This window comes from Streptomyces violaceoruber, from assembly GCF_033406955.1.
Classification (GTDB): Bacteria; Actinomycetota; Actinomycetes; order Streptomycetales; family Streptomycetaceae; genus Streptomyces; species Streptomyces violaceoruber.
Genome location: NZ_CP137734.1, coordinates 5,875,000 through 5,900,265, shown reverse-complemented (window position 1 = coordinate 5,900,265; position 25,266 = coordinate 5,875,000). Strand labels below are relative to the sequence as shown.

Sequence of the window (25,266 nt, the reverse complement as noted above, 5' to 3'; positions counted from 1 at the left end):
CGGCACTCTACCGGTCGGCGCGCCGGCCCGTTCCAGGGTCGGGGTCGCGGTCGCGGTCGCGGTCGCGGTCGCGGTCAGGCGAGCGTCACCGTGATGTTGCCGCGGGTCGCCTTCGAGTAGGGGCAGACCTGGTGGGCCTTCTCCACCAGCGACCGGGCGGTGGCGGCGTCGACGGTCGGGATCTCGGCGGAGATCTCGACGATGATGCCGAAGCCGTCGTCGTTCTTGCCGATCCCGACCTTCGCGGTGACGGTGGAACCGGAGATGTCGGCGCCCTCCTGGCGGGCCACGACACCGAGGGCGCCCTGGAAGCAGGCGCTGTACCCGGCGGCGAAGAGCTGCTCCGGGTTGGTGCCGGCGCCGTTGCCGCCCATCTCCTTGGGCGGGTTGACGACGACGTCGAGCCTGCCGTCGTCGGTGGCGACCCGGCCGTCGCGCCCGTTCTCGGCGGTGGCGACGGCGGTGTAGAGGACTTCGGACTGCTGGATGGGCATACGGGTGTCTTCCTCCTAGGTCCGCCGTGACTCGCGCCCACGATCACGGCGGATTTCGGAATGACGCTACCGCATGCCGGAAGTCCAGTGAAGCCCGCTCCTTCCTCGCCGGAGGGTCAGAGCTTGACGATCATCTTGCCGGTGTTGTCGCCGCGCAGGACGCCGAGGAACGCCTCCAGGTTGTTCTCGATGCCCTCGACGACGGTCTCGCGGTACTTCAGCTCGCCGGTGCGGACCCAGGGGCCGACCTCCTCGACGAACTTCGGCTGGAGGTCGTAGTGGTCGCCGACCAGGAAGCCCTCGATGCGGCCGCGGGTCTGGATGAGGCGGGCGAGGTTCTTCGGGCCGGGCGCGGGCTCGGTGTTGTTGTAGACGGAGATCGCCCCGCAGATGGCGATGCGGCCGTTCAGGTTGAGGGAGCCGATGGCGGCCTCCAGGTGGTCGCCGCCGACGTTGTCGAAGTAGACGTCGACGCCGTCCGGGGCGGCGGCGCGCAGCTGCTCGCTCACCGGGCCGTTCTTGTAGTTGAAGGCGGCGTCGAAGCCGTACTCGTCGAGGAGCAGCTTGACCTTCTCGTCCGAGCCGGCCGAGCCGATGACCCGCGAGGCGCCCTTCAGCTTCGCGATCTGCCCCACCTGGCTGCCGACGGCGCCCGCGGCGCCCGAGACGAAGACGGAGTCGCCCTCCTTGAAGGAGGCGGTGCGCAGCAGGCCGGCGTAGGCGGTGAGCCCCGTCATGCCGAGCACGCCCAGGTACGTCGACAGGGGCGCCGCGTCCGGGTCCACCTTGACGGCGCTCTTCGCGTCCACGGCGGCGTACTCGCGCCAGCCGAGGAAGTGCAGGACGTGGTCGCCGACGGCGATGCCCTCGGCGTTGGAGGCGACGACCTCGCCGACCGCGCCGCCCAGCATGGGCTTGCCCAGCTCGTAGGGGGCGGCGTAGGACTTGGCGGCGCTCATGCGCCCGCGCATGTACGGGTCGACGGAGACGTACAGGTTGCGCACCAGCACCTGCCCGTCGCCCGGGGTGGGGACCTCCGCCTCGACGAGCGCGAAGTCCTCGGGCTTCGGCCAGCCGACCGGGCGGGTGACCAGGTGCCATGCGCGGTTGACGGCGGGGAGGGCGGGGGAGTCGGTCATGGGGCACCTTTCCTGGGGCTTGCTCGGACTTGGCCGGGCCGCCGAGAATGTTTCATGCTCTGAAACAACCATGCGGCTGAACATTTCAGCTTGTCAAACAAATGGGTACCCTGGATTCCATGGCCACACCACGCGACACCACGCGCCGACCCGACGCTCTCACCCTTGAAGTCGTCGAACTGATCGGCGAGGTCGTGGCCCGCTTCCACGCGGACTACGAGGAGGCGGCGGCGGAGCGCGCCCTGACCGGGGCGCAGGCCAAGCTGCTGAGCCTGCTGTCACTGGAGCCGCTGCCGATGCGGAAGCTGGCCCAGAAGCTGAAGTGCGAGCCGTCGAACGTCACGGGGATCGTGGACCGGCTGGAGGCGCGGGGCCTGGTCGAGCGCCGCCCCGACCCCGGCGACCGCCGGGTGAAGGTCGCGGCGGCGACGGAAGAGGGACGCCGGGTGGCCCGGGGGCTGCGGGAGTCACTGCGGTTCGCCCGGGAGCCGCTCGCCGGCCTTTCGGAGGGGGAGCGGGTGGCACTGCGGGACGCGCTGCGGCTGATGGTCGGTGAGGGCTCGCCGGAGGGCTGACCGCCACCGCGTCCCGAACCGATCCGGCGTCGCCGTCCGCGCGGCCTGGGATCATGCGGCATGCTTCCGGACGACTGGTATCCCACTCACGACGTCGACGGCTTCCTCGGCCGGGCCGGCGGTTTCCTGTCCTCGCGTCCCGCCCTGCACAACACGGCGCTGACGGACATCGAGAAACTGCGGAGCCGCGGGGCGGCCGAGCAGGACGCCGAGGCCGGTGTCTTCGGCCGGCTCGAGGCAGGCGGCGAGGTGCGTGCGGTCTTCTATCTCACTCCGCGCGGTCGGCTGGGCCTCACGCCCCTCTCCGCGGAGCAGACCGACGCCCTCGCCGCCCGTCTGGCAGGCCTCGGCCACTCCCCCGCCAACGTCGTCGCGGACCGCGACACCGCCGGTGCTTTCGCCGAGTCGTGGCGGCGGCACACGGGCGCGGTTCCGGAGCTCTTCTGGCGGACGCATCTCTACCGTCTCGGCACGCTCACCGCGCCGCGGCCGTCCCCGGAAGGCCGGGGGCGCCGCACGAGCGGCAAGGACCGTGCGCACGTCGTGCGCTGGTGCCGTGAGTTCTGCGTGGACGTCGGGGAGCAGCACTCCATCGACCTGATCGACGCCGGCTCCTGGGACGACTCGCGCTTCGGCGACCGGCACTTCACGTTGTGGGAGACCCCGCAGGGCACCCCCGTGGCGATGGCGGCCGCGACCCCGGCCGTCGGCGGCATGGTCCGGGTGGACCCCGTCTACACCCCGGCCCACCTTCGCGGCCGCGGCTACGCCGGAGCCGTGACGGTCGAGGTGAGCGGCGCCGCGCTGGCCGCGGGGGCGACGGACGTCGTCCTGTTCACGGACCCGGACAACCCCACCAGCAACGCCCTCTACCGGCGCATCGGGTATGTCCACGTCGCCGACTTCGCCGGGTACCGGTTCGCCCCGCCGGCGCGTCGATGAAGGGGTGGGTTCTTACGTGCACCACCACAGGAAGCGGTCGCAGGTTTCCGTCGGGGTCGGGTCCGGGGGCTCCGGCGGGGAGGGGGTCGTCGTGGGAGGCGGATCGTCGTCGGACTCGGGGGCGGACGGGCCCGGGTCAGCGGGACCGGTGGGGCCGGGGGAGGAAGGGCTGGAGGCCGACGGGGAGTCCGGCCCGGTCGCCGTCGGGGACTCCGTGGCCTCCGGGGACTCCGACGCGGACGCCGACACCGTTGTCGACGCCGATGCGCCGGGGGACGGCGTGCCCGAGGTCGTGGTCGTGGTCGCTGCCGGGGCGTCGCCGACCGGGACCGCCGACGCCTCGCCCACCTCCCTGGTCGCCTCGCCGTCCGTCGTCTCGCCGCCCGCGGCGGCCGGTTTCTCCGGGGAGTGCGGGGCGTCCATGCCGAGTTCGGCCAGGCTCAGTCCCCCGGCCGCCAGGACGAAGCCCGCGGCGACGAGCAGGGTGCGGCGGCGGCGCCTGCGGTGGGCGGCGGCCTTGCGGTCCCGGCGGCTGGACCGGCCGCCGGGAGCGGCGTCGTCCGCACCCGCGTCCCCACCCTCGTCGAGGGCTTCCTCGGGGGTCTCGGCGTCCGCCGCCGCGTCGCGCGCAGGCCGGGCCGGGTTCTTCTCACCTGCCGTCAGATGGCCCTCCGGCGCTGGGAGTTCGTGGCAGGGCGTGCCGCAGCCCGGGCAGGCGAGGGCGCCGTTGAGGTGCCGTCGGCACGGGTGGCAGTAGTCCATGACGCGGGAAGGTTAAGTTCCGGGAAGGGTGCGTTCCTAGAGGCCACTGTGAAAGTTGTGTGGGGAAGCGGGCGAGGGCGCCTCTCCCCCACCCGTGAAACTGCCGAAACCGTTATGTGTCCGACCCATTGACACTCCCACCACCTCGTCCTTACTGTCACGCCAACATTTCGAACGAGTGACGAAATATCGAACACAGTGAAGGGCAGCCGCCGTGCGCATCACCGGAATCAGCACACACGTGGTCGGGACGCCGTGGCGCAACCTGACCTACGTCCAGGTGCACACCGACGAGGGCCTCACCGGAGTCGGCGAGACCCGGATGCTGGGGCACACCGACGCTCTCCTCGGCTACCTGAAGGAGGCCGAGGCCAACCACATTGTCGGTTCCGACCCGTTCGCTGTCGAGGACCTGGTCCGCCGCATGAAGTACGGCGACTACGGCCGCGCGGGCGAGATCGTGATGTCCGGCATCGCGGTCGTCGAGATGGCGTGCTGGGACATCAAGGGCAAGGCCCTCGGTGTCCCGGTGTGGCAGCTGCTGGGCGGGAAGGTCACCGACAAGGTCAAGGCGTACGCCAACGGGTGGTACACCACCGAGCGGACGCCGGAGGCGTACCACAAGGCCGCGCAGGGGGTCATGGAGCGCGGGTACCGGGCGCTGAAGATCGACCCGTTCGGCACCGGGCACTTCGAGCTGGACCAGCAGCAGACGAACTACGCGGTGTCGCTGATCGAGGCCGTGCGGGACGCCATCGGGCCCGACGCCGAGCTCATGCTGGAGATGCACGGCCGGTTCTCGCCCTCCACCGCCGTCCGGCTCGCGCGCGAACTCGCGCCGTTCAGGCCTGCCTGGCTGGAGGAGCCCGTCCCGCCGGAGAACCTCAAGGCGCTGAGGAAGGTCGCCGAGAAGGTCGACATCCCGGTCGCCACCGGTGAGCGCATCCACGACCGGATCGAGTTCCGCGAGCTGTTCGAGGACCAGTCGGTGGACGTCATCCAGCCCGACGTCGGCCACATCGGCGGCATCTGGGAGACCCGGAAGCTGGCCGCGACCGCCGAGACGCACTACACGCTGGTCGCCCCGCACAACGTCGGCGGGCCCGTGCTCACGGCGGCCTCCCTCCAGGTCGGGTTCACCTCCCCGAACTTCAAGATCCTCGAGCACTTCAACGACTTCGCCGACGCGGAGATCAAGAAGGTCGTGAAGGGGGCGCCGCGGGTGGACCCGGAGGACGGGTGCTTCCACCTCTCCGACGCGCCCGGTCTCGGCGTCGAGCTGGACACCGACGCGGCGGCCGAGTTCCCGCAGCAGCAGGCCCGGTTCGACCTGTGGGCCGAGGGCTGGGAGAAGCGGGCCCCCAAGGGGACCGGGGCATGAGCGGCGCCGTCGTCGTCGAGGCGCCGGGGGTGCACCGGCTCGTGCCGCACGAGCCGGGTGAACCGGGGCCCGGCGAGGCGCTGGTGCGGGTGCACGCCGCCGGGATCTGCGGCAGCGACCGCGAGGTCTACCAGGGCAACCGGCCCGAGGGGTACGTGCGTTACCCGCTCACCCCCGGGCACGAGTGGTCCGGGACCGTGGAGCGGGTCGGCGCCGGGGTGCCGGGCTCGCTCGTCGGCCGGAAGGTGGTGGGCGAGGGCTTCCGCAACTGCCAGGTGTGCGACCGCTGTCACGCGGGCGAGACGACGCTGTGCACGGCCGGGTACGAGGAGACCGGGTTCACCCAGCCGGGCGCCATGGCCCCGACGCTGACTCTGCCCGCCCGGCTGCTGCACGCCCTGCCCGACGACGCCGATCTCACCGCGGCCGCCCTGCTGGAGCCCGCGGCCTGCATCGCCGCCGCCGCGCTGAAGGCGAACGCCCGGCCGGGCGAGCGCGTCGCCGTGGTCGGCACGGGCACGCTCGGCATGTTCGCCGTGCAGTTCCTGCGCGCCGCCTCCCCCGCCGAGCTGCTGGTCGTCGGTACGCGCGGGGACCGGGAGGCGCTGTCGCGACAGTTCGGCGCGACGGACTTCCGGACCAAGGACCGGCCGCTGACGGACGACTTCGACGTCGTGATCGAGACCGCCGGGTCCGCGGACGCCGCGCGTACGGCCGCCGCGCTGCTGCGCCGGGGCGGGCGCCTGGTGCTGACCGGCATCCCGGCGCCGGGCGCCGGCGGCCTCGACCCGACCGACCTGGTCGTACGGCAGCTGGAGGTGCACACCGTCTTCGGGGCGCCGCCGGACGCCTGGGCGCACACGGTGCGGGTCTTCGCGGCCGGTCTGCTCGACCCGCGGCCGCTGGTGACGCACGAGCTGCCGCTCGCGGAGTTCTCGGAGGCCATCGAGCTGGTGGGCTCCGGCGACCCGAAGGTCGGCAAGGTGCTGCTGCGCCCGGACGCCCTCCCCTGAGCCGTACGCCGGTGCGGGGGCGACCTGACGGCCTCCGCACCGGCGTACACCCACCGGAACGGACGTCGCGTGCCCACGCCACCCACGCCCACGGCCGCGAACTTCGTCCGACATATCGAACACTAAGGAACGCTTGTGACCGACGCTCCCGCCACGGCCGCCGCACGCAGGCCCGGCGAGCAGGCCCTCACCGCCCTCGGCCTGGCCGCGCCCGCCCCCGACCCCGCCGACGCCTCGCCGCACTCCTTCCCGGGCGGCGGCCGCTGGCGCACCGAGATCCCGTCCTGCGAGGGTCCGGAGGCGCTGGGGGTGGTGCTCAAGGAGTCCTCGCGCCTCGACGTGCCGATCCACCGGATCAGCCAGGGCAGCGGCGTGTGGATGCTGACCGACGCCGAGATCACCGAGATGGTCGAGGCCACCGCCGAACGCGACATCGAGCTCTGCCTGTTCACCGGCCCGCGCGGCACCTGGGACATCGGCGGCTCCACCCGGACCGACTCGGGCGGCGCGGGCCTGAGGGCGCGCGGCCACGCCGCGGTCGCCGGGTGCGTCGAGGACGCCGTGCGGGCGAGCGAGCTGGGCGTCAAGTGCCTGCTGGTCGCCGACGAGGGCGTGCTGTGGACGCTGCACCGGGCCCGTGCGGCCGGCATCCTCCCCGCCGACACCACGCTCAAGCTCTCCGCGCTCGTCGGTCCGGTCAACCCGGCCTCGTACGCGGTCTACGAGCGGCTCGGCGCCGACTCCATCAACGTGCCCAGCGATCTGACGCCGGATCACCTGACCGAAATACGGCGGGTTTCGGCCGCGCCGATGGACATGTACATCGAGGCTCCCGACGACCTCGGCGGCTATGTCCGCATGTACGAGGTCGCCGAGCTGGTCCGGCGCGGCGCCCCGCTGTACCTGAAGTTCGGCCTGTCCAAGGCGCCCGGGATCTATCCGTACGGCCATCACCTGCGGGAACTCACGCTGGCCACCGCGAAGGAGCGGGTGCGCCGCGGTCGGCTCGCCCTCGATCTGCTCGCCCGGCACGGGGCGGACGGCGACATGGCGCCGCTCGGCACCCGGCTGCCGGGTCCGCTCAACCGGTTCGAGATCTCGTCATAACGTTCCGGAAACTCCCTTCTCAAAAGACGACACGACCGCGCACAATCCCACACACCTGCCTCGCCGCCCAGCCCTCACCTCAAGGATGATGACCATGCGCAACCGCAGAGCCGCACTCGCCGCGATAGCCTCGGCCGCCTCGCTCGCCCTCACCCTGACCGCCTGCGGCCAGAGCGGCGAGGGTGGCAGCGAGGAGAACAAGTCGGGCAGCGACGGCGCCACCGTCGGCATCGCGATGCCGACCAAGTCGTCCGAGCGCTGGATCACCGACGGCGCCAACGTCGAGAAGGAACTGAAGGCCAAGGGCTTCAAGACCAAGCTGGTCTTCGGCGAGGACGACCCGGACCAGCAGGTCTCGCAGATCGAGAACATGATCACGCAGGGCGTGGACGCCCTGATCGTGGCCGCGATCGACAACAAGTCCCTCGGCAACGTCATGCAGCAGGCCAAGGACGCCGACATCCCGGTCATCTCCTACGACCGGCTGATCCTCGGCACGGAGAACGTCGACTACTACGCCTCGTTCGACAACGAGAAGGTCGGCGAGCTCCAGGGCGGCTACATCGTCGACAAGCTCGGCCTGAAGGCGGGCAAGAAGGGCCCCTTCAACATCGAGCTGTTCGCCGGCTCCAACGACGACAACAACACCCGGTACTTCTTCAACGGCGCGATGAAGGTCCTGAAGCCGTACATGGACAAGGGCCAGCTGGTCGTCCGCTCCAAGCAGACCGACCTCAACCAGGTCACCACCCTGCGCTGGGACGGCGGCACCGCCCAGAAGCGCATGGACGACCTGCTCACCTCCAGCTACCGCAGCGCCCGGGTCGACGCGGTGCTCTCGCCGTACGACGGCATCTCCATCGGCATCCTGTCCGCCCTGAAGTCGGACGGCTACGGCTCCGGCAGCAAGGCCATGCCGGTCGTCACCGGCCAGGACGCCGAGATCGCCTCGGTGAAGTCGATCAAGGCGGGCCAGCAGACCCAGACCGTCTTCAAGGACCTGCGCGAGCTCGCCAAGGTCGCCGCGAGCATGGTCGACGCGGTTCTGAACGACAAGAAGCCCGAGGTCAACGACACCAAGTCGTACGACAACGGCTCCAAGGTCGTCCCCGCCTACCTGCTGCAGCCGGTCAGCGTCGACAAGAGCAACTGGGAGAAGATCCTCGTCGACGGCGGCTACTACTCCGCGGACAAGCTCAACTAACCGGGCCCCCTCAAGGATTGGAAGGCACGACCATGGCGGGACCCGTCCTGGAAATGCGCTCGATCGTCAAGACCTTTCCCGGTGTCAAAGCGCTGTCGGACGTCACGCTCACCGTTCGCCAGGGCGAGGTCCACGCCATCTGCGGGGAGAACGGCGCCGGCAAGTCGACCCTGATGAAGGTCCTCTCCGGAGTCCACCCGCACGGCAGTTACGAGGGAGACGTCCTCTTCGAGGGCGAGACCTGCCGGTTCAAGGACATCCGGGCGAGCGAGCAGCACGGCATCGTGATCATCCACCAGGAGCTGGCCCTGGTGCCGTACCTGTCGATCGCGGAGAACATCTTTCTCGGCAACGAGCAGGCGACGCGCGGCGTCATCAGCTGGAACGAGACTCTGCGCAGGGCCACCGAGCTGATGCGCCGAGTCGGTCTCCACGAGCACCCGCAGACCCGGGTCGCGGACATCGGCGTCGGCAAGCAGCAACTCGTGGAGATTGCCAAGGCGTTGTCGAAGAAGGTGAAGCTACTCGTCCTCGACGAGCCGACGGCCGCGCTCAACGACGAGGACAGTGCCAAACTCCTGGAACTGATCCTGGAGCTGAAGTCGCAGGGGATGACCTCGATCATCATCTCCCACAAGCTCAACGAGATCCGCACGGTCGCCGACTCCGTGACCATCCTCCGGGACGGCCGCACCATCGAGACCCTCGACGTGAAGAACGGGGAGACCACCGAGGACCGGATCATCAGCGGCATGATCGGCCGCGACCTCGACCACCGTTTCCCCGAGCGCACCCCGCACCGGGCGGAGGCCGGCGCAGCACCGGCACTGGAGATCCGCGACTGGACCGTCCACCATCCGATCGACCAGCAGCGCAAGGTCGTCGACGGAGTGTCGATCAACGTACGGCGCGGTGAGATCGTCGGCATCGCCGGGCTGATGGGAGCCGGCCGCACCGAACTCGCGATGAGTGTCTTCGGTCGCACCTACGGCCGGTACGCGGGCGGAACGGTTCTCAAGGACGGCCGTGAGATACGGACGAAGACGGTGCCGGAAGCGGTCGCGCACGGTATCGCGTACGTCACCGAGGACCGCAAGCACTACGGGCTCAACCTGGACGACACCATCGGTCGCAACATCTCGCTCAGCGGACTGGGCAAGGTGGCCCGGCGCGGGGTCGTCGACGAGCACGAGGAACGCATGGTCGCCGAGCGGTTCCGCGAGTCCATGAACATCAAGACACCCAATGTGGCGGAACGGGTGGGCAAGCTGTCCGGCGGCAACCAGCAGAAGGTCGTCCTCAGCAAGTGGATATTCGTGGGACCGGACGTGCTGTTCCTGGATGAGCCGACCCGCGGTATCGACGTGGGTGCGAAGTTCGAGATCTACACGGTCATCGACAAGCTGGCCGCCGAAGGCAAGGCGGTCCTCTTCATCTCCTCCGAGCTCCCCGAACTGCTCGGCATGTGCGATCGCATCTACACCATGGCCGCGGGGCGGCTGACGGGCGAGTTCTCCCGGGCCGAGGCCGCACAGGACGTGCTGATGCGCCAGATGACGAAGGACAAAGAGGTAACACGATGAGCACCGACGTGACTGCCAAGAACCCGGCGCCCGCGCCACCGGGTGGCAGCAGAACGGGCGAGGCCGACGGCCTGCTCAGGCTGCTGCTGGACGGTATGCGGCAGAACATGCGGCAGTACGGCATGCTGATCGCGCTCGGCGTGATCGTCGCGCTGTTCGCCGTATGGTCCGGGGGCGACCTGCTGCTGCCCCGCAACGTCTCCAACCTGGTTCTGCAGAACAGCTACATCCTGATTCTGGCGATCGGCATGATGATCGTCATCATCGCCGGACACATCGACCTGTCGGTCGGTTCGGTCACCGCCTTCACCGGCGGTGTGGCTGCCGTGCTGATGGTCCAGCACGACATACCGTGGCCGTTGGCTGTGGTGCTCTGCCTGGCCATCGGCGCGGTCGCGGGTGCGGCGCAAGGCTTCCTGATCGCCTACGCGGGCATGCCGTCCTTCATCGTCACCCTCGCCGGCATGCTGGTCTTCCGCGGTCTGACCGAGGTCTTCCTCAAGGGCCAGACACTCGGCCCCTTCCCTGAGAGCCTGCAAAAGATCGCCAACGGGTTCCTGCCCGAGGTCGGTCCGAACACCAACTACCACAACCTCACGGTGCTGCTCGGGATCGTGCTGATCGGCTTCGTGCTCTGGCAGGAGGTCCGCGACCGCAAGCGCCAGCAGCAGTACTCGCTGGACGTCCTGCCGGCCAAGCTGTTCGCGGTCAAGCTGACGGCTCTGACCGCCGTCGTAGTGATCTTCACCCTGCTGCTCGCCAGCTACAAGGGCGCTCCGGTGGTACTGCTCATCCTGGCCGGGCTCCTGGTCGGCTTCGGCTACCTGATGCGCAACGCGATCGTCGGCCGCCACGTCTACGCCATCGGCGGCAACCTGCCCGCGGCCAAGCTGTCGGGCGTGAAGGACAAGAAGGTCACCTTCCTGGTCTTCCTGAACATGGGCATGCTCGCGGCCCTGGCGGGCCTGGTCTTCGCCGCCCGCTTCAACGCGGCCTCGCCCAAGGCGGGCCTCAACTTCGAGCTGGAGGCGATCGCCGCCTCGTTCATCGGCGGTGCCTCGATGAGCGGCGGCGTCGGCACGGTACTCGGCGCGATCATCGGTGGGCTCGTCCTGGGCGTGCTGAACAACGGCATGAACCTCGTCGGCATCGGTACCGACTGGCAGCAGGTCATCAAGGGGCTGGTCCTACTGGCGGCGGTCGGGTTCGACGTGTGGAACAAGCGCAAGGTCGGTTCGTAACGGATCTCGGGCCCCGCCACCGACGGCGGGGCCCGCTTCTTCTCACGGAAGTACAGGAGCCGCACGTATGGAACTGAGCAGACGAACGGTCATCGCGTCGGCGGCAGCGGCCGGCGTGGCCGCCACCGCGGTCGGCGGCACGGCGCACGCCTCGGGAGGCAGGAAACCCGTGAAGGAACTCTTCGGCAGGCTCGCCGACGGGACGAAGGTGTACCGCTGGTCGCTGGAGAACGGCGGCACGCGGATGAAGGTGCTGTCGTACGGCGGCGTCGTGCAGTCCCTGGAGATCCCGGACCGCCGGGGCCGCTACGCCAACGTCTCGCTGGGCTTCGACAACCTCGACGACTACGTCGCCCGCAGCCCGCACTTCGGCGCCCTGATCGGGCGGTACGGCAACCGCATCGCCAAGGGCCGTTTCACCCTGGACGGCAAGGAGTACCAGCTCTCCGTCAACGACGGGGAGAACTCCCTGCACGGCGGCGCCCTCGGCTTCGACTACCGGGTCTGGGACGTCGAGCCCTTCACCCACGGCTCGGACACCGGCCTGGTGCTCCACTACACCAGCGTCGACGGCGAGATGGGCTACCCGGGCACGCTCCGGGCGAAGGTGACGTACACCCTCACCCGGCGCGGCGACTGGCGCATCGACTACGAGGCCACCACCGACAAGGCCACCGTCGTCAACCTCACCAGCCACGTCTACTGGAACCTGGCCGGCGAGGGCAGCGGCACGATCGAGGACCACGAGCTGTCGATCGCCGCCTCCCGCTTCACCCCCACCGACGCGGGCCTGATCCCCACCGGAGAACTGGCCCGGGTGTCCGGCACGCCCTTCGACTTCCGCCGGGCCAAGCCGATCGGCCGGGACATCCGGGACGCCCACCCGCAGCTGGTCACCGCCAAGGGCTTCGACCACAACTGGGTGCTCGACAAGGGCATCACCGACCGCCCCGAGCACATCGCCACCCTGCGCGAGAACGCCTCCGGCCGCACCCTGCGCATCGCCACCGACCAGCCCGGACTCCAGTTCTACTCGGGCAACTTCCTCGACGGCACCCTGACCGGCACCGGCGGCTCCCTCTACCGCCAGGGCGACGCCCTGTGCCTGGAGACGCAGCACTTCCCGGACTCGCCGAACCAGCCGTCGTTCCCGTCGACCGTGCTGCGGCCCGGCGAGACCTACCGGACGTCGACGGTGCACTCCTTCGACGCCTAGGCGACGACAGGGGCGCGGGCACACTTTCTTCACACCCGTTGAACGGTGCCCCGTCCGCCTCCGTATACAGGGGCGGCCCGTGTCCCCCACGCGGGCCGCCCACTTACGGAGGTCCACTTGTCCGGGAACGTCACCTCGTTGTTCCGCAGCACCGCGGCGCACAGCCCCTCGATGGCGGCGCTGGCGCGGGAGAGCGGCGAGGCGGCGGGCGCGGGACCGGTGGACTTCTGCATCCCCTGCAACCCGTACTTCCCCACCCCGGCGATGTTCGACGAGCTGGCCGACCGGCTGCGCGACATCGTCACGTACTACCCGAGCAGCGCCGACACCATCACCGCCGAGCTGTGCAGTCTGCTCCAGCTCCCGCCGCAGTGCGTGGCGATGGGCAACGGCTCCACGGAGCTGATCACCTGGATCGACCATCTCCTGGTCCGGGAGTCCCTCGCCGTCCCCGTCCCCACCTTCGGCCGCTGGACCGACCAGCCCATGGAGACCGGCAAGCGGGTCGACATGTTCCCGCTCCAGGAGGCCGGCGGCTTCGCCCTCGACCTCGCCCGGTACGGCGAGTTCGTCCGCGCCCGGGGCACCCGGGCCGTGGTCGTCTGCAACCCCAACAACCCCGACGGCGGCTATCTGCACAAGCAGGCGCTGGTGCAGTTCATGGACGCGATGGCCGACCGGGACCTCGTCGTGATCGACGAGTCCTTCCTGGAGTTCGCCGACGCGGAGGCCGAACCCAGCGTGGTCCAGGAGGCGATGCTGCGTCCCAACGTCGTCGTGCTGCGCAGCCTCGGCAAGAACTTCGGGCTGCACGGCATCCGCTTCGGCTATCTCGTCGCCAACCCGGCGCTCGCGGGCCGGGTGCGCGCCATGCTGCCCAAGTGGAACCTCAACTCCTTCGCGGAGCATGTGGTGTTCATGCTGCGCGACCACGGTCCCGAGTACGCGCGGAGCCTGCACCAGGTGCGGCGCGACCGCCTGGAGATGGCCGCCCAGCTGTCCGCGCTGCCCGGCCTGACCGTCTACCCGTCCCAGGGCAACTTCCTCTTCGTCCGGCTTCCGGTCGGCGCGGAGGGCACCGCCGTGCGCGACCGCATGCTCACCGAGCACCGGGTACTGGTCCGGGAGTGCGGCAACAAGATCGGTTCGTCCAGCCGCTTCCTGCGTCTCGTGGTGCGCCCCCAGGTCGATGTTCGTCGTCTGGTGTCCGGCCTGGAACAGGTGCTCTACGGGGCCGGGAGGGGAGCCGCCGTGCCCGGGCCGGCCACAGGGACCGGCTACAGCTCGGGCACGGCGGCGGTGGACCGCCTGATGTACGAGACCAACGGCTCCGGCATGCGCGCGATCACCGCTCAGGCCGCCGGTGCCGGTGACCCGGGGCTCGCCGCCGCTCCGGCCCCCGCCACCGGCACCGGCACCGGCACCGGTATGCCGCTCCCCCCTGCGGTGCCGGTGGCTCCGGCGGCGGCCGCCGTGCCCGGCCCCGCGCCGGTGCCCCAGCCGGTGCCGGTCCCCCAGCCGGTGCCGTATCCCGGGCCGGTGCCGGTGCCGGTCCCCCACCCGGCACCGGCCCCGCAGCCCATGCCAGCCCCGGCTCCGGCACCCGCCCCGGCCGCCGCCGCGTACCCACCGCCGTTCGGGCCCACCCCGCCCGGCGTCCCGGCCCGCGGCGGTCTCACGGCCGCCCAGGTCAGGGGCACCAACGGCCTGGAGTCGGTCCCGGCGACGGGCTGGCCGAACGCGGCCGGGATGGGCCGGGCGGGCTGACCCCGTGGCCGGACCGCCCGGCCGCCCCTACCCGGCCGAGGTGCCCGGTGCCGGTGCGGTGTCCGAGGGACTCGGGCAGGGTGCGTCCGTCGGGGAGGCCGTGGGGTCGGGGGACGCGGTTCCCGGTTCCGCGGTGCAGTCGTCCGTGGGGGTGGGCGAGGGGCTCGCACCGGTCGGGTCCGGCGAGGGCGCCGGGGTGTCGGTGGGGGTCCCGCCGGGAGACCCGGTGGGCGTCTCGGTGGGGGTTTCGGTGGGTGGCTGGGAGGGGTCCTGGCTCGGCGAGGGCGCCGGCGGGGTGGACGGACCGGGGCTGCCCGGCGTGGTGCCCGGGTCCGGGCCGATGACGATGCCGCCGTCCCCACCGCCCTCGGCGTTCCCGTGGCCCCCGCCGCCCGCGCCGTCGACGGGCTCGGTCGCCCGGGTGTCGCCGCCCGCGCCGGGACTCCTCGGGAGGACGCCCTCGCCGTCGGGGACGGGGTGGACGCCGCGGCTGTAGAACTCCAGCCAGTACCTGACCAGGCGCAGATAGGTGCGGGAGTTGTTGTAGCTGAGGACCGCCCGGTCCAGGTCCGCGGCCCGGCCCAGGTCCCGGTCGCCGACGCACAGGTAGTGCCCGGCCGCCAGCGCCGCGTCGAAGACGTTGTTCGGGTCGGCGCGGCCGTCGCCGTTGCCGTCCGCACCCCAGCGGGCCCAGGTCGACGGCAGGAACTGCATCGGGCCCACCGCCCGGTCGTACACCGTGTCGCCGTCGTGGGCGCCGCCGTCGGTGTCCCGGATGAGGGCGAAGCCCCGCCCGTCGAGGGGCGGTCCGGTGATCCGGCCGAGGGTCGTACCGTTGCGGTCCACCGCGCCGCCGCGTGCCTGGCCGGACTCGACCTTGCCGATCGCCGCGAGCAGTTCCCAGGGCAGCCGGCAGCCGGGGTCCGTCCTGCCGACGGCCGTCTCGGCGGCGCGGTAGGCGCGCAGCACGGTGGCCGGGATGCCCGACTGGGCGCGGATCTCCGGCCCGAGTGCGGGCGGGACCGGTCCCCCGCCCTTCCGCGTCCTCAGGGGCGGGAGTTCGGTGTGGTAGGAGCCGTCGCCCGGTGGCGCGAGCGCGGCGAACGGTCCGTCCGCCGTCGGCAGGCCCAGGTCGTCGGCGGCCGGCCCGGCGTGGCTGTCCTCGGCGTCCGGGGTGAGGCCGGGGGCCTGGGAGGCGGTGAGGGCCGCCATGGCCGCCACCGCGAGCGCGGTCGTGCGCAGTCCCTTGCGGGCCCGGCCGGAGTACAGGCGTCGGGCACGGCGTACGGACATGGTCGTCACTCCTGTCGGATCCGTCGGAGATGCGGGGGCGGGGAGGTGGCCCACGAGGGCGGTCGGTCGGTCGTCCGGCTCAGCGGCCGAAGGTGTCGAGGGCGGAGACCAGCCAGCGTCCGTCGCGGTGCACGACGTCGACGGCGAGCATGGCCGCCGCGTACACGCCCTCGTCCTGCGCGGCCGCCCCGTCCGTCTTGCTCTCCTTGTCCGTCGCGGCCTTCTTCCCGGTGGTGGCGACGCTGCTCTGGTCGGCGTAGACGAGGACCCGGGCCCGGTCGCCGTCGAGGCGTTCGACGGCGCTCTCGGTGACCGTCGTGGTGATCACCGCCTTCTGCTCGTCGGCCCGTGCGCGGACGTCGGCGAGCAGGTCGCGGTGCTGGTCGGCGGCCTTGCCCGTCAGGAGGTCCCGCGCCGCCTTGTCGAGGGCGCCGGGGTCGGCGTGGTCGTAGGAGAAGAGGCGGTCGACGGCCTTGGCCACCTGGCCCTTGATCTCGCTGGTGCGGGCGAGATCGGTCAGCGCGGTGTTGCTCCGGGCGGGTTCGGACCTGAGCCCCTCGGCCTCCGCGTGCGCCCAGCCCGCGAAGCCGCCGAGGAGCACCGTCAGCGCGCAGAGCAGCACGAGGACCGCGGGGCGGCGCGACCGGGCGGGGGCGGCCTTCTCGTCCCCGGCGGCGGGCGGGTCGGCGGGGTCGGCGCCGACGGGCGTCAGGACGGTCGTGGCGCCGCGCCCGCCGGTCCGGACCGGCGTACTCTGCGGGCGCCCGGCAGGGGCGGCGGGCCGGGTCTCGCGGGCCTGGCGGCGCCGCTGGCGGTTGATGTGGTGACGGGTCGTCGACATGGTGCTGTCCTCCTCGCTGCGGCCGGCTCTCGCGGTACGGACCGGCTCAGCCGGTCGACGTCCCGCCGACGGGCGCCTGGCCCAGGGCGCTCAGCTTCCACCGGCCGTCGGTCCGGGTGAGTTCGCCGAGCATCCGGCTGTCCTTGTCGCTCTTCGCTCCGTCGGCCGCCTCGACGGTGACGCGCAGGGCGACCAGCACCCGGGCGCGTCCGGCGCGGTCGTCGAGTTCGGTGACGGCGCCGGACAGCACCCGGGCCGTGCTGACCGTCTTCGCCTCCTTCATCTGGGCGGTGAACTCCTCCCGACCCGAGGCGAGTTGTTCGTGCAGTTCGCCGGTGGTGGACGACTCCCACAGGTCCAGGCCGCGCTTCAGCTCACGGTGGTCGAGCGTGTTGAGGTTCTGCACGGCCTGCTCGCCGGCGGAGAGTGCCGCGTCCCGCTGTGCGGCGTACGCGGCCTGCTCGTCGTGGGCCGCCCGGTACCAGTCCTGCCCGGCCCAGGCGGCGAAGCCGCCCGCGACGAGGGTGAGGGCCAGAGCCAGGGCCAGGGCGGGCAGCGGCCGGGAGCGACCGACGCCGAGGAGGCGGACCGCGCGTTTCATGGGCTGCTCCAGTCTCCCGCGCATGGTCAGCGGGCCTTGATGTCGACGATCCGCCAGCGGTCGTCGTCGAGCCGTGCGGTGACGGTGAGCTGGGCCGCCGCGGTGGTCGCCGCGGCGTCGCCCTTGTCCTTGCCCGGGTCGCGGTGGGAGGTCTGGTCGAGGAAGACCAGCAGGCGGGCCCGGTCGCCGTCGAGTTCGATCACTCCGGTGCGTACGGCCCGGGTGCTCAGGGTGACGCGCTGCTCGGTGAGGTCGTCGCGGACCCGGGCGAAGAGGGTCTCGTACTGGCGGGCGGCGCGGCCGTCGAGGACGGTGCTCGCGGAGCGTTCGGCGGCCGCGGTGCCGTCCGGGGTGTAGGAGAAGATCCGGGCGAGGGCGTTGCCGACGTCGCCCGCGACGCGGGAGGTGGCCTCGGCGTCGGTGAGCGCCTGGTTCCGTGCGGGCGCCTGCGACCTCAACTGGTGGGCCCCGTAGAAGAATCCGCAGCCGCCGAGGACGAGGACGACGGCGGTGCCCGCCAGGACCGCTGTGCGCAGGCGTCCGTTCGGCGGACGGGTGGCGGGGGACTCCGGCTCGGCGGCCTCGGGCTCGGCAGGGGCGTCCTCGGCGTCCGTGCCGGGGGCCGTTTCCTCCACCGTGCCGGGCTCCGGTGCGGCGCTCCTGCGCAGCAACCACGTCGGGGTCATCGCTCCTCGCCCTTCTCCTCGGCCACCGGTACGGCGCTCAGTGCCCGTACCTTCCACTCCCCCTCGCCCGTGCGGGCCAGGACCGCCTCCAGGCGCTTGCGGTCGGTGGACGGCTTCTTCGCGCCGCCGGGGGTGACCTCGACGCGCACGGTGGCGATGAGCTTGGCCGTGCCCGACCGGGTGTCGAGCGCGGTGACGGCGGCCTCGGTGACGGTGCCCCGCGCCGAGGTCCCGGCCGCCGCCTCGGTGCCGCCGAGTTCCTCGCGCAACGGCCCGGTGGAGACGGCACGCCAGTCCCGGATGCTCCGCTCCGCCCGCTCCCGGGTGGCGGCGTCGAGCGTGGTGAGTACGGCGATGCCGTCCCTCCCGTCGGCGAGCGCCTCGTCCCGTTCCCGGCCGTACGCGAGCCCGTCGTCGGTGCGGGCCTGCGTGTACGTCCACGCGCCGGTGCCGCAGACGCCGAGGGCCAGCACGAGCCCCGCTCCCGCGAGGATCCGGGCCCGCCTCATCGCGCACCCCCGGCGGCCGGGGCGAGGAGACCGGTCAGGCCGGCCGGTGCCTCACCGCTCTGTCCGGGCAGGGCGAGGGCACCGGGGAGGGCCGTGGAGCCGTCCCTGGCCGGGGAGCCGCCCCCGGCCGGGGTGGTCCGGCCGCCGCCCGAGGGCAGGGAGCCGGGGGTGGCCGGGTCGGGGACCGCGCCGCTCTTCGGGGCGTTGGCCGAGCCGCGTACGTTCTTCCCGCCCGACGCCGGGGCGGTGCAGGCGGCGTCGGTGTTGAGGGCGGGCGCGGTGCCGAGGTCGAGGCCGTTGCGGTAGCGGGTGCCGCCGTAGCCGTCGGTGCAGGGCAGGGGGCTGAAGAAGGTGACGGCCAGGCCGAGGTCCAGCTTGCCCCCGTCGACGGCGGTGGCACCGGCGGAGACGGCCGCCGGGTACTTCACGAGGAGTTCCTCGATGCCGCGCTGCCGGGTGACGGCGACCTCGGACGTGGTCAGGAGGTTGGCGAGGACCACCCCGAGGCTCGGGTCCAGGTCCCGCAGCAGGCCGCTGACCTGGGTGGCGGCCTCGGGGGTGACCGCGAGCAGGCGGCGCAGGTCGGCGTCGGAGCCCTTGAGGGCGGCCGCCAGGTCCTTCGCGCCGACGGCGAAGTCGCGGATGGCCCGCGCCTCCTGGGCCTGGGTGCGCAGGACGGTCTCGCCGTCGTGGATGAGCAGCGTGGTGGACGGCAGGGCGCGGTCGGCGGCCTCGACGAAGTCGCTGCCGCTGTCGAGCAGCACCTGGAGGTCGTCGCCGTGTCCTTCGAAGGCCTTGCCGAACTCGTCGACGACCGTGCGCAGGTCCTCCAGCGGCACGGAGCTCGCCAGGTCGTCGACGCTGGTGAGCACGTCGGTGACGGGCGCCGGCACCTCGGTGTCGGCCTGCTCGATGCGGGTGCCGTCGGCGAGGTAGGGGGAGCCGTCGCTCTCGGGCCGCAGGTCGATGTACTGCTCGCCGACGGCGGAGAGCCCGGCGACCACGGCCTTGGTGTCGGCGGGGATGCGGGGCGCGGACTTCTTGATGCGGAGTTCGGCGACGACGCCCTCGGCGGTGAGGTCGATCGGGCCGACGCGGCCCACCGACACGCCCCGGTAGGTCACGTCGGAGTGGGTGAACAGTCCGCCGGTGCGCGGGAGGTGCACGTCGACGGTGTAGTAGTCGGCGACGCCCACGTAGCGGCCCAGGTCGGCGTAGCGGATGCCGAGGAAGGAGAGGGCGAGGACGGCGATGAGGAGGAAGGCGAGGTTCTTCAGCCGTACGGCGAGGGTGATCACCCGTGTTCACCTCCGGACGCCGGCCCGGCCCCGGAGACGGAGGGCAGCGGCAGCGGCGAGGCGGAGCCGCGCTGTCCGGAGGACCGCTTCCGCGAAATCGGGTTCTTCGCGGCCGGGTTCTTCGCCGCCGGGTCCGGTCCGTCCTGCGCCGTCGCGGACGCGGTCGGCCCGGGCGTGTCCCCGTCCACCAGCGGCGGGATCACCTCGGTCCCGGGCACGGCGACCATGCTCAGGTACGTGTTGAGGTAGTCGCCCTTCACCCCGCGCAGCACCTCGTCGGTGAACGGGTACGTCAGCAGCACCTGGAGCGAGTCGGGCAGGTCCGTGCCCGCGTCGGCCAGGGCCCTCAGCGTCGGCGCGACGGCCTTGAGGTCCGCGATCATGTCGTCCTTGCTCGCGTTGATGGTGGAGACGGCGACGCCGGACAGCGTGTCGAGGGAGCGCAGCATGGTCAGCAGGGAGCCGCGCTGCCTCTCCAGCGTCTTCAGTCCGGGCGAGAGGTCGGTGAGGACGGTGCCGACGTCGTCCTTGCGGGTGGCGAGGGTCGAGGAGAGCCGGTTGACGGCGTCGAGGGCGTCGGTGATGTCCCCGCGGTGGTCGTCGAGGTCGCCCACCAGGGTGTTGACCCGCTTCAGCATCGAGCGGACCTCGGGTTCGCGGCCGCCGAGCGCGGCGTTGAGCTCCCGGGTGATGGTCTTGAGCTGGTTGACACCGCCGCCGTTGAGGAGCAGGGACAGCGCGCCGAACACCTCCTCGACCTCGGTGTTGCGGCTGGTGCGGGCCAGCGGGATGACGCTGCCGTCGGTGAGCCGGCCGGTTCCGGTCTCCTTGGCGGGCGCGACGAGCTGGACGTACTTCTCGCCCAGCAGGCTGGACTGTTCGAGGCGGGCGGTGGCGTCGGCGGGCAGCCGCACCTCGCCGTTGATCTCCATGGTGACGCGGGCCGACCAGTCGTCCTCGCCGAGTTCGATGCCGGTGATCCGGCCGACGGCGACGTCGTTGACCCGTACCGCGGAGTGCGGGACGAGGCTGAGCACGTCCTGGAGTTCCGCGGTGACGGTGTAGGGGTGGTCGCCGAGGTCGGCGCCGCCGGGCAGCGGCAGGTCCTCGATCCCGTCGAAGCCGCTCGGTACGACGCTCACCCCGCCGAGGGTCAGGGCGAGGGCGAGTCCGACGGCGGCCAGTGAGCCGGCGGTGAGTCCGGCCACCCGGCCCCTGGGGAGCGTTGCGCGCTTCATCGCCCCTCCCCCTTCTCCGTCCCGGCCACGGGCAGCGGCAGCAGCGGGCCGCCACTGCTGATCTCGTTGAGGTTGGCGCGGCCGTCGAGGGTGCGGGTGTCGGGGTTGTAGGCGTTCACGACGTTGTCGGCGGCCAGCGGCGCCACGTCCAGCGCCTCGGCCAGCGAGGCGCGTTGCTCGACCAGGGTCCGCGTGATGGGGACGAGCCGGTCGACGTTCTTCTTCAGCTCGCCCCGGTTGTCCTCGATGAAGGTCTTGACCTGGCCGAGGGCCTTGCCGAGTTCCTCCAGGGCGCCGGTGAGGTCGTCCTTGTTGTCGGCGAAGAAGCTGACGACCTCGTCCAGGCGTTCCTGGGCGGTGCGCACGTCGGTGTCCTTGTTCTTCAGCATGGTGGTGAAGGTCTGGAGGCTGGAGAGCGTCTCGAACAGGTCGCCGCTGCTGCCGTCGAGGGTCTTGGCGGCCTTGCCGAACTGCTCGACGCCGTCGCCGATGGCCTCGCCGTTGCCGTCGAGGTTGTCGGCGCCGGTCCTCAGCAGCTCGGACAGGGCACCGTCGGCGTTGGCGCCGTCCGGGCCGAGGGTGTCGCCGAGTTCGGTGATCGAGTCGTAGATCTGGTCGATCTCGACGGGCACGTGGTTGCGGGAGGCGGGCAGCACGGCGCCGTCGGCGAGGGCGGGGCCCGTGCGGTAGGCGGGGGTGAGCTGCACGTAGCGGTCGGCGACGACGCTCGGCGCGACGACGACGGCCCGCGCGTCCTCGGGGACCTTGATCCCGTCGTCCAGGCGGAGGCCGACGCGGACCCGGGTGCCCTCGGGGTCCACCGACTCCACCTCTCCGACCCGCACCCCGAGGATGCGCAGGTCGGACCCGGCGTAGACGCCGATGGCGCGGTCGAAGTAGGCGGTGACGCGGGTGCCGCCGGGTCCGAGGGCCCGGGCCGCGGCCAGGCCGCCGGCGGCGAGCACCACGAGGGCGAGCACCCCGGTGAGGATCTTTCGGCGTCGGGTCATCGCGCACCGCTCCCCTGGGCCGCCGCGGGCTGTTTCGGCGGCAGGCATCCGGTCGAGGGCTGGGAGGTCTCGGGCAGGTAGTCGCGGGGCACGACGCCGCACAGGTAGCTGTCGAACCAGCGGCCGTTGCCCAGGGTGTTGCCGACCAGGCGGTAGTACGGGCCGACCAGGGCGAGGGTCTCGCCGAGCCGGGTGTTGTTCTTCTCCAGGACGCTGGTGACCCGGCCGAGCGCTTTGAGGGTGGGGCCGAGCTGCTTCTCGTTGTCCTCGACGAGGCCGCCGAGTTCGGTGCCGAGGTCCTGGCTGCCCTTGAGCAGGGCGTTGATGGCGGTGCGGCGGTCGCGGAGTTCACCGAGCAGCGGGCCGCCGTCCTCGATGAGGGTCTCGAAGCTGGACTTGTTGTTCTCCAGCGTCTTGGTGAACCGCGCGCTGCCCTTCAGGAGTTCGGAGAGCTTCGCGTCGCGCTTCGAGATCGACTTGGACAGGTCGGACAGGCCGGTGGCCGCCTTGCGCACGTGCGGCGGGGAGTCCTTGAAGGTGTCGGAGATGGTTTCGAAGCTCTCCGCGAGCCGTCCGGTGTCGATGTCGTCGACGGTGCCGCTGAGGTCCTGGAAGGCCTGGGTCACGTCGTAGGGGGAGGTGGTGCGGGCGAGCGGGATGCGGGCGCCGGGGTCCTGGCGGCCGGAGCCGAGCGGGTCGAGCGCCAGGTACTTGTCGCCGAGGACGGTCTTGATGGCGATGGCGGCGGTCGTCCGGTCGCCGATCCAGGCGTCCTCGACCTCGAAGGTGACCTTGACCTTGGCGCCGTCGAGCGCGACTCCGGTGACCTGGCCGACCTTGACGCCGGCGATGCGCACCTCGTCGCCCTCGTCGAGGCCGGCGGACTCGGAGAAGTCGGCGCTGTAGGTGGTGCCGCCGCCGAACGGCAGCCGGTCTACGTTGTAGACGAGCAGGGCGACCAGGGTGAGGACGAGCAGTCCGGCGACGCCCACGGCGACCGGGTTGCGCTCCTTGACCGGCTTGAACAGCGGCTTTCCGCGTGGGCGCTTCATCCGCGGCACCTCGATTCGGTGATCGCGATGCCGGTCGGCGGCTCCGAGCCGTCGGAGGTGCTCACTCCGCTCACGCGCGCCTCGCAGAGGTAGAGGTTGAACCACGAGCCGTAGGAGGACAGGCGGGCCAGAGCGGTCATCTTGGCGGGGCTCTTCTCCAGGAAGTCCTCGATCTGCGGGGTGTGCTCGCCGAGGCCCGCCGAGAGCCGGCCCAGTTCGCGGACGTCCTTCTTGAGGGGGGCGCGTCCGTCCTCCAGGAGTCCCGCGGTGACGGTGGTCAGGTCGCCCATGGCGGCGACGGCCTCGCCGAGCGGTTTGCGGTCCTGGTTGAAGCCGGTGACGAGCTTCTGGAGGGTGACCACGAGGTCGTCGAAGCCGTCCTCGCGGTCGTTGAGGGTGTCCAGGACGGTGGTGAGGTTCTCGACGACCTCGCCGATCACCTTGTCCTTGGCGGCGACGGTCGTGCCGAGCGAGCCGACGTGGCGGATCAGGCTGTCGACGGTGGCGCCCTCGCCCTGGAGCACCTGCACGATCGATCCGGCGAGGTCGTTGACGTCCTTCGGGGAGAGGCCCTCGAAGAGCGGCTTGAAGCCGTTGAAGAGCAGGGTCAGGTCGAGCGCGGGCGTGGTGCGGTCCAGCGGGACGGTGCCGCCCTCCGGCAGGGTGCCGGCGAGGTCGCCGCTGCCGCGGCCGAGGGAGACGTAGCGCTGGCCGACCATGTTGAGGTACTTCACGGCGGCGGTGGTCGAGCGGGGCAGCGTGCGGTCGTCGCGGACGGTGAAGGTGACCTGCGCGGTGCGCCGGTCGACGACGCGTACGTCGGTCACCTCGCCGACCGTCACCCCGGAGATCCGCACGCTGTCGCCGTCGACGAGCCCGGTGACGTCGGTGAACAGGGCCTTGTAGGTGCTGGTGCCGGTGCCGGAGTCGACACTGGTGCCGGCGACGCTCAGGCCGAGCACGGTCGTGGCGAGGGCGGTGACCACCACGAAGACGAGGGACTTGACCAGCGGTCCGGTCAGCGGACGGCGCCGGGTGTGCGCGTGGTCGGCGCCGGTCATCCGAGGGTCACCTCCGTGCCTCGGTAGACGGGGCCGACGAGCAGGCTGCTCCAGTCGGGCAGGTCACCGGGGCTCTTCCCGGCGGCGGGGGCCAGGAGTTCGTTGACGAGGTCGTTCTCCTGCGGGGAGTTGGCGGGCCCGAGGTCCTGCTCGGCCGCGGGGGCGGCGGTCCGGGCGGTGGGCCTGGGCAGCGCGCCGAGGTAGGGCACCGAGGGGCAGCGGGGCCCGCCGCCGGAGTCGTAGACCGGGGTGTCGCGGCCGGGTCGGTAGGCCCCGCGCGAGGCGACGCTGGTGACGTCCACGTGGATGCCGGGCCGGTCGGTGCCCTTGCCGAGCGCCTTGTCCATGGCCGGCACGAACTCGGCGAGGGTGCGCAGGGTGCAGGGGAAGGCCGGGGAGTACTCGGCGAGCAGTTCCAGGGTGGGGCGGCTGGTGTCGCCGAGCCGGATGATGTTGTCCTTGTTCTTGTGCAGGAAGGCCGTCACGTCCTCGGCCGTCCGGGTCGTGGCGGCGAGGGTGGCGGCGAGGTCCGCCTCCTGCTCGGCGAGGGTGCCGCTGGTGGTGGTGAAGTCGGTGAGCGCCGTGATGACGTCGGGCGCGGCGTCCGCGTAGACATGGCTGACCTTCACGAGTTCCTTGAGGTCACGGTTGAGGGCGGGCAGGTTGGGGTTGAACTCCGCCAGGTGATCGTCCAGCAGGGTGAGCGTGTCGCCGAGCCGCTCCCCGCGGCCTTCGAGGGCCTGCGAGACGGCGGACAGGGTGGCGGAGAGCTTCTGCGGCTGGACGGCGGTGAGCATCGGCAGGACGTCGTCGAGCACCTGCTGGAGCTCGATGGCGTTGGCCGACCGGTCCTGGGGGACCACGGCCCCGGCCGCCAGGGGCTCGGGCGAGGGGTTCGCGGGCGGTACGAGGGCCACGAACCGCTCGCCGAACAGGGTGGTGGGCAGCATCTGCGCGCGGACGTCGGAGGGTACGTCGTCCAGCGTGCCGGGCTTCATGGCGAGGGTGAGCCGGGCGCCGTCGCCGGTGGCGTCGATGGCGCGGACCTCGCCGACGACCACGCCGCGCAGCTTCACCTCGGCACCGGGGTGCATCTGGTTGCCGGCGCTGCCGGTCTCGACGACCACCGGGTCGGAGTCGGTGAACTTCTTGTCGTAGACGGCGACGGCCAGCCAGATCAGCAGGGCGGGCACCAGCACGAAGACGACCCCGGCGAGCCGGCGGCGCAGTGTGTGTCCTTCCGGTCGGCTCAT

Annotated in this window: 24 protein-coding genes; 10 read left to right on the top strand and 14 right to left on the bottom strand. The window is 71.8% G+C overall.

Going from position 1 to position 25,266, the window contains the following annotated elements:
* Positions 1 to 74: 74 nt before the first annotated feature.
* Both R2E43_RS26275 and R2E43_RS26270 read right to left on the bottom strand, forming a co-directional pair.
* Complete coding sequence (locus R2E43_RS26275; RefSeq protein ID WP_003976410.1) at positions 75 to 494, bottom strand: organic hydroperoxide resistance protein; 420 nt, start codon at positions 492 to 494, stop codon at positions 75 to 77.
* 116 nt (positions 495 to 610) lie between these two features.
* A complete protein-coding gene (locus R2E43_RS26270) occupies positions 611 to 1,633 on the bottom strand; it encodes an NADP-dependent oxidoreductase (protein WP_030863931.1) in 1,023 nt (340 codons plus the stop codon).
* Positions 1,634 to 1,752: 119 nt separating this feature from the next.
* Between R2E43_RS26270 and R2E43_RS26265 the strand changes: the two genes are divergently transcribed.
* Together R2E43_RS26265 and R2E43_RS26260 are read left to right on the top strand one after the other, a co-directional pair.
* Entirely contained in the window at positions 1,753 to 2,208 is a 456-nt protein-coding gene (locus tag R2E43_RS26265; RefSeq protein WP_003976408.1) for a MarR family winged helix-turn-helix transcriptional regulator, read from the top strand.
* Positions 2,209 to 2,268: 60 nt separating this feature from the next.
* A complete protein-coding gene (locus R2E43_RS26260; protein ID WP_030863928.1) occupies positions 2,269 to 3,150 on the top strand; it encodes a GNAT family N-acetyltransferase in 882 nt (293 codons plus the stop codon).
* A gap of 12 nt (positions 3,151 to 3,162) precedes the next feature.
* Here R2E43_RS26260 and R2E43_RS26255 read toward each other — a convergent pair whose 3' ends face one another.
* Positions 3,163 to 3,912: an SCO2400 family protein gene (locus R2E43_RS26255; RefSeq protein ID WP_030863927.1), complete on the bottom strand. Its 750-nt coding sequence runs from the start codon at positions 3,910 to 3,912 to the stop codon at positions 3,163 to 3,165.
* 214 nt (positions 3,913 to 4,126) lie between these two features.
* Here R2E43_RS26255 and R2E43_RS26250 point away from each other — a divergent pair, with 214 nt between their 5' ends.
* From R2E43_RS26250 to R2E43_RS26215, 8 genes are all read left to right on the top strand, one after another.
* On the top strand, positions 4,127 to 5,293 hold the full coding sequence (locus tag R2E43_RS26250; RefSeq protein WP_011028331.1) for a mandelate racemase/muconate lactonizing enzyme family protein: 1,167 nt from the start codon (positions 4,127 to 4,129) through the stop codon (positions 5,291 to 5,293).
* A complete protein-coding gene (locus tag R2E43_RS26245; protein ID WP_003976404.1) occupies positions 5,290 to 6,306 on the top strand; it encodes a zinc-dependent alcohol dehydrogenase in 1,017 nt (338 codons plus the stop codon). Before R2E43_RS26250 ends, R2E43_RS26245 begins: the two co-directional genes overlap by 4 nt.
* A gap of 135 nt (positions 6,307 to 6,441) precedes the next feature.
* Positions 6,442 to 7,413 carry a hypothetical protein gene (locus R2E43_RS26240; RefSeq protein WP_011028332.1) on the top strand — a complete coding sequence of 324 codons (972 nt, stop codon included), beginning with the start codon at positions 6,442 to 6,444 and terminating at the stop codon, positions 7,411 to 7,413.
* A 94-nt stretch (positions 7,414 to 7,507) separates the two neighbouring features.
* Positions 7,508 to 8,617, top strand: coding sequence for a multiple monosaccharide ABC transporter substrate-binding protein (gene chvE / locus R2E43_RS26235; protein WP_003976402.1), 1,110 nt, complete (start codon positions 7,508 to 7,510; stop codon positions 8,615 to 8,617).
* Positions 8,618 to 8,649: 32 nt separating this feature from the next.
* The gene (gene mmsA / locus R2E43_RS26230) at positions 8,650 to 10,200 is read left to right on the top strand and encodes a multiple monosaccharide ABC transporter ATP-binding protein (RefSeq protein ID WP_030863924.1); all 1,551 of its coding nucleotides are present in this window, start codon (positions 8,650 to 8,652) and stop codon (positions 10,198 to 10,200) included.
* Complete coding sequence (mmsB, locus tag R2E43_RS26225; RefSeq protein ID WP_030863909.1) at positions 10,197 to 11,441, top strand: multiple monosaccharide ABC transporter permease; 1,245 nt, start codon at positions 10,197 to 10,199, stop codon at positions 11,439 to 11,441. Before mmsA ends, mmsB begins: the two co-directional genes overlap by 4 nt.
* Positions 11,442 to 11,508: 67 nt before the next feature.
* Positions 11,509 to 12,657 carry an aldose epimerase family protein gene (locus tag R2E43_RS26220; protein ID WP_016326127.1) on the top strand — a complete coding sequence of 383 codons (1,149 nt, stop codon included), beginning with the start codon at positions 11,509 to 11,511 and terminating at the stop codon, positions 12,655 to 12,657.
* 117 nt (positions 12,658 to 12,774) lie between these two features.
* Complete coding sequence (locus R2E43_RS26215; protein ID WP_332056623.1) at positions 12,775 to 14,424, top strand: pyridoxal phosphate-dependent aminotransferase; 1,650 nt, start codon at positions 12,775 to 12,777, stop codon at positions 14,422 to 14,424.
* Positions 14,425 to 14,451: 27 nt separating this feature from the next.
* Here the strand turns inward: R2E43_RS26215 and R2E43_RS26210 are convergent, their stop codons facing one another.
* The 11 genes from R2E43_RS26210 to R2E43_RS26160 all read right to left on the bottom strand — a co-directional run bounded on the left by R2E43_RS26210 (position 14,452) and on the right by R2E43_RS26160 (position 25,266).
* Positions 14,452 to 15,717, bottom strand: a complete 1,266-nt coding sequence (locus tag R2E43_RS26210; protein WP_011028335.1) for a lytic transglycosylase domain-containing protein — start codon at positions 15,715 to 15,717, stop codon at positions 14,452 to 14,454.
* A 79-nt stretch (positions 15,718 to 15,796) separates the two neighbouring features.
* The gene (locus R2E43_RS26205; RefSeq protein WP_011028336.1) at positions 15,797 to 16,558 is read right to left on the bottom strand and encodes a membrane protein; all 762 of its coding nucleotides are present in this window, start codon (positions 16,556 to 16,558) and stop codon (positions 15,797 to 15,799) included.
* 46 nt (positions 16,559 to 16,604) lie between these two features.
* Positions 16,605 to 17,159, bottom strand: a complete 555-nt coding sequence (locus R2E43_RS26200; RefSeq protein WP_011028337.1) for a nuclear transport factor 2 family protein — start codon at positions 17,157 to 17,159, stop codon at positions 16,605 to 16,607.
* Positions 17,160 to 17,185: 26 nt separating this feature from the next.
* Complete coding sequence (locus R2E43_RS26195; protein ID WP_332056622.1) at positions 17,186 to 17,845, bottom strand: hypothetical protein; 660 nt, start codon at positions 17,843 to 17,845, stop codon at positions 17,186 to 17,188.
* Entirely contained in the window at positions 17,842 to 18,354 is a 513-nt protein-coding gene (locus tag R2E43_RS26190) for a hypothetical protein (protein WP_003976393.1), read from the bottom strand. The genes R2E43_RS26195 and R2E43_RS26190 overlap by 4 nt, the downstream gene beginning before the upstream one ends.
* Positions 18,351 to 19,652, bottom strand: coding sequence for an MlaD family protein (locus R2E43_RS26185; RefSeq protein WP_319121241.1), 1,302 nt, complete (start codon positions 19,650 to 19,652; stop codon positions 18,351 to 18,353). The genes R2E43_RS26190 and R2E43_RS26185 overlap by 4 nt, the downstream gene beginning before the upstream one ends.
* On the bottom strand, positions 19,649 to 20,890 hold the full coding sequence (locus R2E43_RS26180; protein WP_011028341.1) for an MCE family protein: 1,242 nt from the start codon (positions 20,888 to 20,890) through the stop codon (positions 19,649 to 19,651). The genes R2E43_RS26185 and R2E43_RS26180 overlap by 4 nt, the downstream gene beginning before the upstream one ends.
* A complete protein-coding gene (locus R2E43_RS26175) occupies positions 20,887 to 21,900 on the bottom strand; it encodes an MCE family protein (protein WP_319216865.1) in 1,014 nt (337 codons plus the stop codon). The genes R2E43_RS26180 and R2E43_RS26175 overlap by 4 nt, the downstream gene beginning before the upstream one ends.
* Positions 21,897 to 22,952, bottom strand: a complete 1,056-nt coding sequence (locus R2E43_RS26170; protein WP_332056621.1) for an MCE family protein — start codon at positions 22,950 to 22,952, stop codon at positions 21,897 to 21,899. The genes R2E43_RS26175 and R2E43_RS26170 overlap by 4 nt, the downstream gene beginning before the upstream one ends.
* Entirely contained in the window at positions 22,949 to 24,013 is a 1,065-nt protein-coding gene (locus R2E43_RS26165; RefSeq protein ID WP_121710660.1) for an MCE family protein, read from the bottom strand. Before R2E43_RS26165 ends, R2E43_RS26170 begins: the two co-directional genes overlap by 4 nt.
* Positions 24,010 to 25,266: an MCE family protein gene (locus tag R2E43_RS26160; RefSeq protein ID WP_332056620.1), complete on the bottom strand. Its 1,257-nt coding sequence runs from the start codon at positions 25,264 to 25,266 to the stop codon at positions 24,010 to 24,012. The genes R2E43_RS26165 and R2E43_RS26160 overlap by 4 nt, the downstream gene beginning before the upstream one ends.

Excerpts from the sequence above, each read along its gene's own strand:
- R2E43_RS26275 (WP_003976410.1), bottom strand. The coding sequence starts at position 494 with ATGCCCATCCAGCAGTCCGAAGTCCTCTACACCGCCGTCGCCACCGCC.
- R2E43_RS26270 (WP_030863931.1), bottom strand. The coding sequence starts at position 1,633 with ATGACCGACTCCCCCGCCCTCCCCGCCGTCAACCGCGCATGGCACCTG.
- R2E43_RS26265 (WP_003976408.1), top strand. The coding sequence starts at position 1,753 with ATGGCCACACCACGCGACACCACGCGCCGACCCGACGCTCTCACCCTT.
- R2E43_RS26260 (WP_030863928.1), top strand. The coding sequence starts at position 2,269 with ATGCTTCCGGACGACTGGTATCCCACTCACGACGTCGACGGCTTCCTC.
- R2E43_RS26255 (WP_030863927.1), bottom strand. The coding sequence starts at position 3,912 with ATGGACTACTGCCACCCGTGCCGACGGCACCTCAACGGCGCCCTCGCC.
- R2E43_RS26245 (WP_003976404.1), top strand. The coding sequence starts at position 5,290 with ATGAGCGGCGCCGTCGTCGTCGAGGCGCCGGGGGTGCACCGGCTCGTG.
- chvE (WP_003976402.1), top strand. The coding sequence starts at position 7,508 with ATGCGCAACCGCAGAGCCGCACTCGCCGCGATAGCCTCGGCCGCCTCG.
- mmsA (WP_030863924.1), top strand. The coding sequence starts at position 8,650 with ATGGCGGGACCCGTCCTGGAAATGCGCTCGATCGTCAAGACCTTTCCC.
- mmsB (WP_030863909.1), top strand. The coding sequence starts at position 10,197 with ATGAGCACCGACGTGACTGCCAAGAACCCGGCGCCCGCGCCACCGGGT.
- R2E43_RS26220 (WP_016326127.1), top strand. The coding sequence starts at position 11,509 with ATGGAACTGAGCAGACGAACGGTCATCGCGTCGGCGGCAGCGGCCGGC.
- R2E43_RS26210 (WP_011028335.1), bottom strand. The coding sequence starts at position 15,717 with ATGTCCGTACGCCGTGCCCGACGCCTGTACTCCGGCCGGGCCCGCAAG.
- R2E43_RS26205 (WP_011028336.1), bottom strand. The coding sequence starts at position 16,558 with ATGTCGACGACCCGTCACCACATCAACCGCCAGCGGCGCCGCCAGGCC.
- R2E43_RS26200 (WP_011028337.1), bottom strand. The coding sequence starts at position 17,159 with ATGAAACGCGCGGTCCGCCTCCTCGGCGTCGGTCGCTCCCGGCCGCTG.
- R2E43_RS26195 (WP_332056622.1), bottom strand. The coding sequence starts at position 17,845 with ATGACCCCGACGTGGTTGCTGCGCAGGAGCGCCGCACCGGAGCCCGGC.
- R2E43_RS26190 (WP_003976393.1), bottom strand. The coding sequence starts at position 18,354 with ATGAGGCGGGCCCGGATCCTCGCGGGAGCGGGGCTCGTGCTGGCCCTC.
- R2E43_RS26180 (WP_011028341.1), bottom strand. The coding sequence starts at position 20,890 with ATGAAGCGCGCAACGCTCCCCAGGGGCCGGGTGGCCGGACTCACCGCC.
- R2E43_RS26175 (WP_319216865.1), bottom strand. The coding sequence starts at position 21,900 with ATGACCCGACGCCGAAAGATCCTCACCGGGGTGCTCGCCCTCGTGGTG.
- R2E43_RS26170 (WP_332056621.1), bottom strand. The coding sequence starts at position 22,952 with ATGAAGCGCCCACGCGGAAAGCCGCTGTTCAAGCCGGTCAAGGAGCGC.
- R2E43_RS26165 (WP_121710660.1), bottom strand. The coding sequence starts at position 24,013 with ATGACCGGCGCCGACCACGCGCACACCCGGCGCCGTCCGCTGACCGGA.
- R2E43_RS26160 (WP_332056620.1), bottom strand. The coding sequence starts at position 25,266 with ATGAGCCGACCGGAAGGACACACACTGCGCCGCCGGCTCGCCGGGGTC.